This is a genomic window from Dyadobacter fanqingshengii, from assembly GCF_023822005.2.
Lineage (GTDB): Bacteria > Bacteroidota > Bacteroidia > Cytophagales > Spirosomataceae > Dyadobacter > Dyadobacter fanqingshengii.
Genome location: NZ_CP098806.1, coordinates 265706 through 279180, shown reverse-complemented (window position 1 = coordinate 279180; position 13475 = coordinate 265706). Strand labels below are relative to the sequence as shown.

Sequence of the window (13475 nt, the reverse complement as noted above, 5' to 3'; positions counted from 1 at the left end):
CCATCAGGCACAACCCATTCCCCAACCCGGGATTTCAATCCCGAGGAAAAAATCACAAACCCTCAATCCACTCCCGCGCGTTCACAAACGCTTCCATCCATGGACTCACCTCGTCTTTCCGTCCCTCCGGATAGTTTGCCCAATGCCACTGGAATAGTGACCGCTCAATGTGCGGCATCATGACCAGGTGACGGCCGGTTTCATCGCAGAGCATTGCTGTGTTGAATGCGGAGCCGTTCGGACTGGCTGGATAGGTTTCGTAGCCGTATTTGGCCACAATGTTGTATTGATCTTCGGAATATGGGAAATCAAAACGGCCTTCTCCATGGGAAACCCAAACGCCTAATGTGCTGCCTGCCAACGTGGAGAGCATTACGGATTTGTTCGGTTGAATGGTGAGTGAGGTGAAAATGCTTTCGTGCTTGCCACTTGCATTGTGCAGCATTTTAGGTTTTTGATCGTGGTCTGCATTGATCAGTCCAAGCTCAACAAAAAGCTGGCAACCATTGCAAACACCCACTGACAATGTATCTTCACGTTTGAAGAAATTTTCAAGTGCAATCTTGGCCTTTTCATTAAAGAGAAAAGCCCCCGCCCAGCCTTTCGCTGAACCCAAAACGTCGGAATTGGAAAACCCTCCTACTGCGCCTATAAACTGAATGTCTTCCAGCGTTTCGCGACCGGAAATAAGGTCGGTCATATGCACATCTTTGACGTCAAAACCTGCCAGATACATGGCATTGGCCAATTCTCTTTCCGAATTACTGCCTTTTTCACGAAGCACCGCCGCCTTTGGTCTTGGCTTCGATTCATCGATTACCGGCTTCTTGCCATTGAATTGAGCCGGGAATTTATAACGCAAAAGATGATTTTTATAATGATCAAAGCGCTCCTTCGCAAGCTCCGGCTTGGTTTGTTTTTTATCCAGTAAATAGGAAGTTTTAAACCAAACATCACGCAATGTTTCAATATCAAAATCCCACTTCCCGCTTGCATCCTTAACCGACAAAGTAGAAGCCAGGTTAACATTGCCTATTTTGTGGAATGCAACTCCTTGCGCTTCAAGCAATGTTTCCGCAGACTTATCAGCCTGGAAAACAATCCCGATGTTTTCAGCAAAAAGCTTCTCAATAATATCCTGACCACCCAGTGCTGAAAGATCAACAGAAGCGCCCAAATCACGGTCGGCAAAGCACATTTCCAGCAATGTGGTGATTAATCCACCGCTGCCAATGTCATGGCCAGCCTGGATTTTTCCTTCTTTGATCAATTGCTGAATCGCATTGAAAGCAGTTTTGAATTGACCTGCATCCCGAATATCAGGTGTTTGGTCACCTATTTTATTCAATATCTGAGCAAATGAAGATCCGCCCAACTTATAATTATCGCCTGAAAGATTGATATAGTAAATAGAACCACCTGTTTTTTTCAAAACCGGCTCAATAACCGCAGTAATGTCGTCACAATGGCCTGCCGCGGAAATGATCACAGTTCCTGGCGCTATCACCTCGTCATTTTTGTATTTCTGCTTCATCGAAAGCGAATCTTTTCCCGTTGGAATGTTGATTCCCAAGCTGATCGCAAACTCCGAGCAAGCTTTCACAGCCTTATACAATCGCGCATCTTCGCCTTCATTTTTACAAGCCCACATCCAGTTCGCAGACAGCGATACACTGGTCAGGTTATCTTTTAATGGTGCCCATACGATGTTGGAAAGTGCCTCAGCGATAGCATTACGGCTTCCCGCAGCGGGATCGATCAGTGCTGACAGCGGTGCATGGCCAATAGAAGTTGCGATGCCATCTTTCCCCTGAAAATCGAGCGCCATTACGCCCACATTGTTCAACGGCAATTGCAGGGGACCAGCGCATTGCTGTTTCGCCACATGCCCGCCTACACAACGGTCCACTTTATTGGTAAGCCAGTCTTTGCTCGCAACAGCTTCCAGTTGCAGCATCTGTTCCAGATATTCATGCAGGTTGCCAATTTCGTAAGCGACAGGCTCATAATTTCTTTCAATGGTTTTGTCGGCCATCACCGTTTTCGGTGAACTGCCAAACATATCGTCCATTTCCAGGTCCATGGGCTTAGCGCCGGTTTTCTCGGATTCAAACGTAAAACGATGCGTTCCCGTCACTTCGCCCACCTGATAAAGCGGCGCACGTTCCCGGTCTGCAATCCTTTTTAAGGTTTCCAGATTTTCCTTGCTGATTACAAGACCCATACGCTCCTGAGACTCATTACCAATGATTTCCTTCGCAGAAAGCGTTGGGTCACCGACCGGCAGTTTATCCAAATTAATATTACCACCCGTTTCCTCAACCAGCTCGGAAAGGCAGTTTAAATGTCCGCCCGCGCCGTGGTCGTGGATGGAGACAATGGTGTTATTACCGCTTTCCACCATTCCGCGCACTGCATTGGCAACCCGTTTTTGCATTTCGGGATTGGAACGCTGGATCGCATTCAACTCAATGCCCGAACCGAACGCGCCGGTATCCGCAGAAGAAACTGCCGCGCCGCCCATTCCGATCCGGTAATTTTCGCCGCCCATGACAACGATCTGATCGCCGGTTTCGGGTTTGGATTTTTTGGCCTGATCTGCAATGCCGTAACCAACGCCACCGGCTTGCATAATCACCTTATCATAACCCAGTTTCCTTCCAAGTTCCTCGTGTTCAAATGTTAGTACTGAACCAACGATCAGCGGCTGGCCAAATTTGTTTCCAAAATCGGTTGCACCATTGGAGGCCTTAATCAGGATATCCATCGGTGTCTGGTAAAGCCATTCCCGTTCTTCAACACCTTTTTCCCAAGGACGATTCTCTTCCAGACGCGACAATGCAGTCATATAAACCGCCGTTCCTGCCAACGGCAAAGAACCCTGTCCGCCTGCAAGTCTGTCACGAATTTCACCGCCTGAGCCCGTTGCAGCCCCATTAAATGGCTCCACAGTTGTTGGGAAATTATGCGTTTCCGCCTTCAACGAAAGAACGGATTGAAAATCTTTAATCTCGTAATATTCAGGAACATCTGGTTTTTTCGGTGCAAACTGCTGCACAACCGGGCCTTTAATAAAAGCCACATTATCCTTATAAGCCGAGACGATTGAATTCGGATTTAGTTCCGAAGTTTTGCGGATGAGTTTGAACAACGAGACCGGCTGCTCCTCACCATCAATCACAAATGTTCCGTTGAAAATCTTGTGGCGGCAATGTTCTGAGTTAACTTGCGAAAACCCAAAAACCTCGGAATCCGTCAATTTGCGGTTGAGTTTTTCAGCCAGTTTATTCAAATAATCAACTTCCTCATCACTCAGGGAAAGCCCTTCCTGCTTGTTATATGCCGCAATGTCAGCCACTTCCAGAATGGATTCGGGCTGAATGCTGATCGTGTAGATTTCCTGGTTGAGCTCATTGTATTTCTGCGAAAGCATCGGATCGAAATCTTTGAAATCCTCCCCAACTTTCTTGAATTCCTCAATACGGATGATGCCCTGGATATCCATATTCTGGGTGATCTCAACGGCATTGGTACTCCACGGTGTGATCATCGCCGCACGGGGTCCAACAAAAAACTCCGTGATGACGGTTTCATCCCGGAGTTCCGCGCCGCCAAAAAGCCAGCTTAATTTGGAAGTATCTGATTCTGTTAGCGTTCGCTCTATCTGGACCGCAAAAACAGTGTTCTGTTCGTCTGCAAAAAAGTAGATCATGGTATCGAATTATGGCGCAAAGGTACGTTAATTTTTTCCCAATGCCCATTTGAAGGATAAAAATTGCGCCCTAATAAGGTAACAGCAGAGACCTGCGCCGTTGTTCCGCTAAAAGGTGTTTTTTACGTCTTACCATAGAATTTCCACCAGACTCTGATAATGATCAAACTGCTTATCTACACTAACAATCGCAGCTTGCTCTGAAATTGCCGTTGAAATGATCAAGCGGTCAAAAGGGTCACGGTGTTCAACATTCAGGGAAAGGTTCTGATATTCCAGAAGGTGTTTATTGTGAATTGGGAGAATTGCTATGCCTGCACTTCTGATATCGTCAAATACTTCGGCCAGCGGTTTACGGAGTATTATTTTTGTCAATTTGAGTTTGATTGAAATCTCAAAAAGACTGATAGCACTCATTAAAACTTCATTGCCTTTATCTTCAATAATTCGTTTGGCCTTAACTGATATTTGAGAATCTCCATTAATAAACCATAAGACAGTGTGTGTATCCAATAAAACCTTCATTTACATATAATCTTTTAAATCGTCCAGGGGCTCGTTAAAGTCCGGACTTAGTGTGATGTTTCCTTTTGAAATACCAAAAGGGCGTTTTTCATTGGTATCTGCCGGCATTTCAATTTCTTCGAATATGACAACAACTTTTGTTTTATTCTCAACTTTCGGTTTATGATCAAGGATTACCTGTCCATTTTCATAAGTGCCTTCTATTACAGTAAGCATAGTTTTGAGTGTTTTTGTAACTCAAATATATCCAATAATCCCCAATTTTCTCCTTTCACCTCACCGCAATCCTTTCCACTTTTTCTCAACCATATCGGCGATGATTGTGTAGCCTTTGTCGGATGGGTGGAGGCCGTCGTAGGTCATGTGGATGGCTTCGGGGGGATAGGGATATTCATCTTTTTCAGGATCGAAGGGGATGGTTGTGTATTCGGGATAGGTGTATTTTTTGTAATCGCCGGTTGCAGGATCTTTTAACTTTTTGAAATTAACCATGTTTTCGTGCGTCATTCCGCTTTCGTGAAAGAGGTCTACAACCGGGATTTTTTCAAGCTTACCTATTTCCAGGACTGCATTGGCAAACTCTTCCAAATTTTTGCCGTTTTTGGGTTTGTAGGAGCCAAATGCATTGTTTTTTTGATTGTTAATATAAACAAAATCACCCCGCTGCATCGGCGTAATAAGAATGATCCTGGCCTTTTTGTTGAGCTGTTTTAATTTATCGTTGATGATCCGAAATGCGCCATAAACAGTCTTCGTCCCCGTTTTTTGTTCGTAATCCGAAATAGATCCCAACTCTTTGCCCTGCCACCAGTCATTCGTCCCTAAAAAGACGGTGTAAACGTCTGCTTTCTGCAATTCAAGTGTTTCGATCTTATCGGCAATATTAATCGAAGTCCAGCCATTGTAACCCTTATTAATGTACTCAACCCGCGGATATTTTTCAGAAATCAATGTCAGATATCCCTTTGTAACGCGGTTTCCCGTTTCATCTTTGTGATCATTCAAATACGTGATCGAATCGCCGATGGCAACCCACGTAACCCTTCTGGGTGCGGAGGCGAGGCAGCATAGCAATACGACCAAAAACAGCAAAAACTTCTTCATATGGTTCAGGTTAAGTTGCAGGCCGAAGATATTAATTCCGGCCGAACAGCCAGCCGATCATGCTGCCAAAACTTTTGTTACTACCTTTATCATTCCAAACATTCACAACGATTTTGAAACATTTAATCCTGATCCTGTTCCTTTTTATTGGCCAAACAGCCTTTTCTCAAACCGGCTTGCTTCCGCTCGACGCGGACAAAAATGTCTTTTATTTGGATTCCGGCAAGCCTAAAAAATCTAAAACAGAGATCTTTAAAGAAGCGCAAAACTGGATCAGCAAGACATTTGGCAACTATGAAAATGCCGTTACATTTGAAGATCCGCAGCTCGGCAAACTGATCCTAACCAGCTATGCGCCAGTGTCTGGCATTGCTTACGAGTATGTGCGTTTCGACCTGACCATTGAATGTAAGGAAGAGCATTATAATGTCCGGATTGATAAACTGGATGGCATTTCAACCACACATAGTCCTAAAAGACTGGGCGTGAAGGATAATGATGCCATTATGGAAAAAGAAGTGGGCGTCAAAACGGAGCAAACCAAGAAAAAACGCACGGAAGCGGAAGCAGCACTGAACAATGCAAAGGCAGATATCGAAAGCATTAATAATGCGATGTACAAATTAATGTCGGACCTGAAATTATCCCTGACGCAATCGGAGAATTAAGCGTATTATGACCGAATGCTCACCCATATCCACCGGTCAAACGCTTAAACCTGCCAAATAATAAAACTATTCAGATAAATTATAAAATTTTACAAAGAAATTTTTTACTGTTTTCCATTTTAATGTGCGGCTAACTGTTAAATTGGCAATTGAATCAGTCCGCTTAAAATGTCAAAATCCCAAACCCGGCTGGTCATTTCGGTGGCTGGTTTATTCCTTCTTTCAGTAACCGTTTACAAATGGCAAGCATTCACACACTTCGGATGGACCATTGTTTTATTTAAAATATTTGTACCGCTTTCCTTTCTGCTGATTTTTTATGGCATAGGCAAACTTATCAGGCTTCCTATGCTCGTTTGTCTGGCCCTTCCCTTATTGCTGGAAGTGGTTTCATGGCGGTATATCCGGCATGTGATTGCAGCAAATCAAGGCATCGACAAGCCCAGCATCGGTGTGCTGGACCAGTGGATCCATTACCGGGATGTGATCCAGTTTAACAGGCAATTCAGCAGTTATTCCAAGGACCTGGGTTATACACTACGACCGGGGAGCGAAGGTTATCATCAGGATTTGGAATACGAAAACAAATTCAGCGTCAACAAATCAGGACTACGCGACGACGACAATTCTTTAAACAACCCGGGGATCATTTTTTTAGGTGACTCATTTACAATGGGTTGGGGAATTGATCAAGAGAAAACCTTCGCACATTTAACCGGCCAGATGACGGGTTTAAAAACCCTAAATGCCGGGATTTCATCATATGGCACATATCGCGAAATGCTCCTGCTGTCGAAATTGCAGCGCGATTCCTGTCAAGTTTTGGTAATCCAATATTGTGATAATGACCTGGAAGAAAACACCGCCAGAAACGATCCGAAAAGTCCACAGGAGCCGCTAACACACGAAAAATTTATGAAAGTAGGGATTTTCAATCGCTTAAACGAGGGCTACTTTCCCATGCGTTTCACGTATTTCTTTGTCAGAGAAAAAGATCTTTTAAAACGCATTTTTATTACTCCTGGGAGTGTTTGGCGTGATACCAAAATGGCATTAACTTCCTGGATATCAGGCAAACCTATGCTTGATGGAAAGCCTTTGGCCATCAAATCAGAAGCGATGGTTGCGGAACATACATTGCAATTTTTCAAAACTCTGGCCAAAATCCGTGCAATTTATGCTGGTAACATTGTCGTGATGCATTTGGATGGCCGTTATACCAGGCCCGAGCTGATCAGCGGCTTTGAAGCGGCAGGAAAGAAAAGCCCGGATCCTAACTTACACTTTCTGCGCGCCTGCGACGTGCTTACGGCCCGCGATTACTACCCTGTGGACGGTCATTTGAATGAAGCAGGGCATCAAAAAATTGCTACCGAACTGACGCGTTTAATTCGGAAGAAGGCATTTTTAAAATAATAAACGACGCCCCCCACCATTTAAAAGGTGTCCCGCGCAGACTTCCCCGGCAGCCTGTTGACAAACCATAACAGGCACATTGCATTAAAAACGAGCGTAAACGGGATTACCGACAGGTTTTTGAGAAACAGAATGATGGTCCATTCGGAGGCATCGGCGTAGAGGATGCCGCGCTCCCGCAGGCTGATGTACATGCACGTTTCGTAAGCGACATGATCAATAAAAAGGTTGATCAAAAATGATATAATCAGGAAGGCGCAAAGATTCCAAAGCATTCTCTTCCAATGCATTCTGAATTTCCCCAACGCTGCCCGCCGCATCTGGCTGCTGTCTTTCTTAATGGAGAAAATCGCCGCAACCCGCTTCAACCCCGACAGGACATTGGTAACGCCCAATGCGAACAAAAATATTAAAATCCGGGCCGACTGAATGATAACTTCCAGCACAAGATGCAAGGTGGCTGAAATTTCACCGAACGCTTTCAGCTGAGCGGCACGGCCTAAACCTGCAATCAGGCCCAGCGAGAGGATCACCAGAAAATGTTTTTTCAAAAAACGCAGGGAATGCTGCGTCCACTCCAATGTAGTACTAAGCTCTGTAATGTTTTTCATAGCTAATGATAGTAAATTTTCACCAAAAAGATCCGCATTTATCGGTTAAAAATCAACATGTTAGCATCCTATTTTTTGTTGATTAAGGAATAAAAACTTTTTCGTGTGCAACGTTTGATGCGCTTTTTCTCTCCTTGTTCAAACCCGTGCTAAAAAAAGCATTATTACTCAATGGACTTCGAAAGAGAAATTACTTTGAAAACCGGGAGGTGCGTCAAAGTCTTAGCCAATGCTGTTCAAAACCATTCACGAATGGCTTTCGAGCTTATCGTGCTCGTGAAAGATCCGGGCGAAAACACCTTTTACCCGCCCATAGGCCCGAATCACTCCAAATACTGGCAGCTGAAAAGATTAAATGAGCAGCTGGCAGGCATATTACAGCTTCGGCACAGCGGCATTTCCGACAAAGATTTGAAACAGATCCTGGCGGATGTTGAGGAAATGGTCGCAGCCAGCGAAGCGAGCTTATGAAATATCATTCAAACAAAGCCGACAGAATGATCCTTTTGAACGGATAAAAAGCGGGTGATCCGGGAAACTTTGTTCTAAGGCGGGATTTGAATTCGTCGATAAATTGCTGCCGGCTTTCTCCTTCCAATCTCTGCACATAAGGCAGCAGTGCCGTACCCGACGTCCATTCGAAAACAGCGTTAGAGTCTTTCAGCACGAGCGGATAAATTTTTTCATAAACCGTGATTTCACTTCCTCCGTTTTCGAACAAAATGCGTGCATAATCTTCTGTATTCAAAACAGGTGAAACGCTCTGAAAACCCGCCAGCTCTTTTAGAAAAGGTTCTTCCTCCGACAATTGCAAAAGCATCTGATTAGTTACATTATGATGCTGGGCAGGCATTTGAATTACAAGCTGACCGCCGGGTTTAATATTTGAAATGATTTTAGAAAAAAGCGTTTCATGATTTTCAACCCATTGAATGGCTGCGTTGGAAAACACAAGATCCCACTTCGACTCCAAGCCAACGCCCTCTTCAATCGATTTCTTCTGAAAGCTAACTTGCTCATTAGCAAACGCTCTGGCATCATCCAGCATTTCATCAGAAGAATCAATGCCCAAAACCCTTGATCCCGAAAGCAGGTCAGCGAGCTTTCTCGTCAGTTCTCCCGTGCCGCAACCCAGATCGATCACTTCCATATCCCGCCGGATCTTAATCAATGCCACCAGATCCAGAAAAGGAGCAAATCGCTCCGTTTTGAATTTATTATAAATCTCCGGGTTCCACGCCATTTTAGTTTTGTTTGTTTTGATAAAAACGGCTTTGAGCCGATTGACAGATCTATTCGGCTCATTTTTTAGCAAATTTTGAGCCGAATAAGCAACTTATTCGGCTCAAACGTGCATATATAAGATCCAACCAAGTTCACCTTGTCCTCAATATAGTAAAGCCACGATCCTCCTTTGTGAACCCTATTTTGGGATAATATTCCATGGCGGTTGGCACGGATAGAAGCAGAATCGTGGTTTGCTCGCCGACTTGCTCTTTGGTAATGTCTATCAATTTTTTACCGATGCCTAGTTTTTGGTAATCTGCGTGAATGGCCAGATCGGCCAGATAGCAGCTCCATGCCCAGTCTGTGATCGAGCGCGAAACGCCGACCAGTTTTTCGCCGTCCCAGGCAGAAACGATAAGATTCGAATTCTGATAGATCTTGCCGATACGCGCAGCGTCGTGCGTGGGCCTGGGCAATTTGGCGCTGTCGTACACTTCAATGACCTGTTCGGGCAAAGGCACAACGTTGGTTTTGTAAGTTATTTCCATTTTTCAGCTAATTGTGATAAAAAAATTCAGGTTGCAGTTCAGAAGTGGCAATCGAATCGCCAACTTAGTCACACGAAAACGAAAATAAAAGAAATCGCCCTTAACCACATATAATGACAAAGAAAACGCTGATCCTCTGTTTTTTTATTCTCATCAAATTTGCCCTGCATTACGTGATCATCGCGCCCGAATATGATCTGCACCGGGACGAATATTTGCATCTGGATCAGGGGAAACATCTGGCCTGGGGATATTTATCCGTGCCTCCTTTTACTTCCTGGGTTTCGTACGTGATCCTGTTGCTGGGAAATGGCGCGTTTTGGGTGAAATTTTTTCCAGCATTGTTTGGCGCTTGCACGTTAGTCGTTGTTTGGAAAGCCATTGAACAGCTAGGCGGCGGTTTATTTGCATTGATACTGGGCGCAACAGCAATCACTTTTTCGGTGCTGATGCGGATCAATATGCTTTATCAGCCCAATTCAGCCGATATTCTCGGTTGGACGCTGCTGTATTTTTGTATCCTCAATTATCTCAAAACAGAGCAAAATAAATGGCTGTACATGGCAGCCTTGGCGTTCGGATTTAGTTTTTTGAATAAATACAACATTGTGTTCCTCGTTGCAGGCCTGATTCCCGCGCTTTTGGTCACGAAAAATTTTAAAATATTCAAAAACAGCGCGTTATACTTTGCAGCATTCCTTGCATTGCTGATCATCTTACCCAATCTGATCTGGCAGTATCAGAACAATTTTCCCGTGATCTTTCACATGAAACTGCTCGCAAAATCGCAGTTGGTAAATGTAAACCGGCTTGATTTTCTGAAAGAGCAGCTCCTCTATTTTCTCAGCTCGATCTTCGTCCTGATTGCCGCATTTGTGGCCTTTTTCGCTTACCCCGCTTTCAGGAAATATCAGGTGTTTTTCTGGTCGCTGGTTTTTACTTTAGGCCTTTTCACCTATCTGAGGGCCAAGGGATATTATGCCATCGGGCTCTACCCTATTTTTATCGCCTTTGGGGCGGCTTATCTGGAGTATATTTTCCAAAACCGCCTGGTATGGCTTCGTCCTGGGTCCATTCTGGTCATTATTGCCATGTTCATCCCGATTTTCAGGGTGGCATTTCCGATTAAAAGTCCGTCCGAGATTGCAGAAAACGCAAAACCTTACCAAAAGCTCGGATTGCTTCGCTGGGAGGATGGAAAAGATCATGAACTCCCACAGGATTTTGCGGATATGCTTGGCTGGAAGGAACTTGCACAAAAAGTGGATGCAGAGTATGCAAAGATCCAGGACAAAAATCACACCCTTGTGCTTTGCGATAATTACGGGCAGGCTGGCGCAATTAATTATTATTCCAAATTCAAAGACATCCAGGCAGTTACGATGAATGCGGATTACATTAACTGGGTCCCGCTGGACGAAGAGATCAAACATATAATACTGGTCCAAAACGCAGACGATGATGATCCGGAGCGAAACAAAGAGAAACCCCTTTTCCAGACAATCCACCGCACCGGGAGAATTGAAAGTCCCTACGCACGGGAGCGCGGAGCGAGCATATATGTGCTGCTGGATGCAAAAGTTTCCATCAATGCAATCCTCAAAAACGATATTGAAGAAAACAGATGGCATTAGGTCTTGACAAACTCAAAAAACGCCACTACCTTTGCTAACACCGTTAGCTATTTTTTACCAAAATGGGCATTCTCGAACGAAGGATAAGGCAAAAAGAAAACATGCGGACCAATATTTTGTCCGTGGCCTTGCAGCTGGTTAAGGACGAAGGCTGGCAATCGCTGTCCATACGCAAAATTGCAGATGCCATTGAGTACAGCGTTCCGGTGATTTACGATCACTTCGAAAATAAAGAAGCCATCCTTTTTGAACTTTCTATGGATGGTTTTCGGTTGCTGGAAAGAACGCTCGAAAAAAACAAAAGGAAATATCCCAATCCCGAGCAACTACTCAAAGCACACGCTGAGGCCTACTGGACCTTCGCATTCAAGAATCCGGAATATTACCAATTGATGTATGGACTGGGTATGCCCTGTTCAGGAGCCGGAAAGATCAAACCGGAATTCAATGTTTTCCGCGATTATATCGGGCAGGCCATTGAAAAAATAGTTAAAGAAAAAAAATCGACCGACAATGAAACCTGCTTCAAAATTTATGCGTTCTGGTCGGTACTGCATGGACTGATTTCGATCGTAATGATGCGCTGCTCGGACATCGACGATTCTACAATGAATAAAAAAGTAATGGATGACACCGTGGAAGCATTCATAAAAAATTTATAATTTTTTTGAAAAAAAGCTAACACTGTTAGTTATAATAACCACACTATCTCTGAAAAAAGTCTATTTCCACCACAAAAAACAATCTTCATAGCCATGAAAAGCAATCAACTAACCACAACAAGAAAGCTCGTCTCATTTTTACTTCTTGCCACATTAACCGGCGCTCTTTACAACTGCGGGTCCACCACAGCCAATGCTCCGGCCGAAATGCCAGCCCAATCATTGCCAGTTCTCACCGTAAGTGACCACCAGGTTACAGCGCACAGGGAATTTACTGCGTCCATAGAAGGAAGCCGCGACATCGAGATCCGCCCGCAAGTGGACGGTTACCTGGATAAAATTTCGGTTGACGAAGGCGCGTATGTAAGAAAGGGTCAGGTGCTGTTCCATATTGATGCCCGTCCTTATTCCGAACAGCTGAACACCGCCAACGCAAGCCTGCAATCTGCGAAAGCAGCATTGGAGAGCGCGGCCATTAATGTTGATAAGCTCACTCCGCTTGTGGCCAACAATGTGGTTTCGGATGTACAGCTAAAATCGGCAAAAGCCGCCTATGACGCCGCAAAAGGTAATGTTGCGCAAGCACAGGCCGCAGTAGATGCAGCTAAGATCAACATCGGTTACACGTCCATCAAAGCACCTGCGGATGGTTATATAGGAACCATTCCGTTCAAAACGGGAAGCCTTGTTGGAAAAGGAACTATGGAAGCGCTTACTGTGCTGTCTGAAACCAAAGACATTCACGTTTACTTCTCGATGAGCGAGCTGGACTTCCTTGATTTTAAAAACCAGTTTCCGGGCAAAACCGTGGAGCAAAAGATCAAGCAAATCCCTGCTGTTGAGCTCATTTTGGCCGATAACAGCGTTTATCCGCAAAAAGGAAAAGTGGAAGTTGTGGAAGGCCAGTTCGACAAAACCATGGGCGCCATCAATTTCCGGGCAACATTCCCGAACGTGAACGGCTTACTCCGCTCAGGCAATACGGGAAAGGTCAGGATCCCGAGGGAGCTTACCAAATCGGTGATGATCCCGCAGGAAGCCACATTTGAGTTGCAAGACAAAGTATTTGTATACACCGTTTTGGACAGCAATAAAGTGCAAGGCCGGCCCGTGACCATATCCGACAGAAGTGGGCGTTATTATCTGATTTCCAAAGGCTTGAAGCCTGGAGAAAAGATCGTATACAATGGTCTGGACCGCCTGAGAGACGGGATGGCCATTGCTCCGCAAAAAATGTCGATGGACAGTCTGTTGCTCGCCAATCCTATTTAAGCTGATCTAAAATAAGAAGTGGTCCCACCCAACGAATAGCGCCATAGCGTTTTGGAATGCTATGGACCGCTATCCGTATGCAAAAACAAATTCACT

The 13475-nt window shown here is 44.7% G+C and carries 13 protein-coding genes; 6 read left to right on the top strand and 7 right to left on the bottom strand.

Features of this window, described 5'->3' with window-relative positions:
- Positions 1-52: 52 nt before the first annotated feature.
- From purL to NFI81_RS01050, 4 genes are all read right to left on the bottom strand, one after another.
- Positions 53-3712 carry a phosphoribosylformylglycinamidine synthase gene (gene purL, locus NFI81_RS01065; RefSeq protein ID WP_234614723.1) on the bottom strand — a complete coding sequence of 1220 codons (3660 nt, stop codon included), beginning with the start codon at positions 3710-3712 and terminating at the stop codon, positions 53-55.
- Positions 3713-3841: 129 nt separating this feature from the next.
- Positions 3842-4237, bottom strand: coding sequence for a type II toxin-antitoxin system VapC family toxin (locus NFI81_RS01060; RefSeq protein WP_234614724.1), 396 nt, complete (start codon positions 4235-4237; stop codon positions 3842-3844).
- Positions 4238-4453, bottom strand: a complete 216-nt coding sequence (locus NFI81_RS01055; RefSeq protein WP_234614725.1) for a DUF2281 domain-containing protein — start codon at positions 4451-4453, stop codon at positions 4238-4240.
- 60 nt (positions 4454-4513) lie between these two features.
- Positions 4514-5341 (bottom strand): SGNH/GDSL hydrolase family protein, encoded by an 828-nt coding sequence (locus NFI81_RS01050; protein ID WP_234614726.1) that lies wholly within the window; start codon positions 5339-5341, stop codon positions 4514-4516.
- 59 nt (positions 5342-5400) lie between these two features.
- Between NFI81_RS01050 and NFI81_RS01045 the strand changes: the two genes are divergently transcribed.
- Positions 5401-6009, top strand: coding sequence for a DUF4468 domain-containing protein (locus tag NFI81_RS01045; protein WP_234614727.1), 609 nt, complete (start codon positions 5401-5403; stop codon positions 6007-6009).
- A 168-nt stretch (positions 6010-6177) separates the two neighbouring features.
- Positions 6178-7425: an SGNH/GDSL hydrolase family protein gene (locus NFI81_RS01040; RefSeq protein ID WP_234614728.1), complete on the top strand. Its 1248-nt coding sequence runs from the start codon at positions 6178-6180 to the stop codon at positions 7423-7425.
- 20 nt (positions 7426-7445) lie between these two features.
- Here NFI81_RS01040 and NFI81_RS01035 read toward each other — a convergent pair whose 3' ends face one another.
- Entirely contained in the window at positions 7446-8036 is a 591-nt protein-coding gene (locus tag NFI81_RS01035) for a hypothetical protein (RefSeq protein WP_234614729.1), read from the bottom strand.
- Positions 8037-8288: 252 nt separating this feature from the next.
- Between NFI81_RS01035 and NFI81_RS01030 the strand changes: the two genes are divergently transcribed.
- Positions 8289-8507, top strand: a complete 219-nt coding sequence (locus tag NFI81_RS01030; protein WP_234614730.1) for a hypothetical protein — start codon at positions 8289-8291, stop codon at positions 8505-8507.
- Positions 8508-8511: 4 nt separating this feature from the next.
- Here the strand turns inward: NFI81_RS01030 and NFI81_RS01025 are convergent, their stop codons facing one another.
- Positions 8512-9279 carry a methyltransferase domain-containing protein gene (locus NFI81_RS01025; protein WP_234614731.1) on the bottom strand — a complete coding sequence of 256 codons (768 nt, stop codon included), beginning with the start codon at positions 9277-9279 and terminating at the stop codon, positions 8512-8514.
- 133 nt (positions 9280-9412) lie between these two features.
- Complete coding sequence (locus NFI81_RS01020) at positions 9413-9811, bottom strand: GNAT family N-acetyltransferase (protein ID WP_234614732.1); 399 nt, start codon at positions 9809-9811, stop codon at positions 9413-9415.
- Between the two features lie 113 nt (positions 9812-9924).
- Between NFI81_RS01020 and NFI81_RS01015 the strand changes: the two genes are divergently transcribed.
- From NFI81_RS01015 to NFI81_RS01005, 3 genes are all read left to right on the top strand, one after another.
- Complete coding sequence (locus tag NFI81_RS01015) at positions 9925-11445, top strand: ArnT family glycosyltransferase (protein WP_234614733.1); 1521 nt, start codon at positions 9925-9927, stop codon at positions 11443-11445.
- 101 nt (positions 11446-11546) lie between these two features.
- On the top strand, positions 11547-12107 hold the full coding sequence (locus NFI81_RS01010) for a TetR/AcrR family transcriptional regulator (RefSeq protein ID WP_234614734.1): 561 nt from the start codon (positions 11547-11549) through the stop codon (positions 12105-12107).
- A 93-nt stretch (positions 12108-12200) separates the two neighbouring features.
- Positions 12201-13379, top strand: a complete 1179-nt coding sequence (locus tag NFI81_RS01005) for an efflux RND transporter periplasmic adaptor subunit (RefSeq protein ID WP_234614735.1) — start codon at positions 12201-12203, stop codon at positions 13377-13379.
- Positions 13380-13475 lie beyond the last annotated feature (96 nt).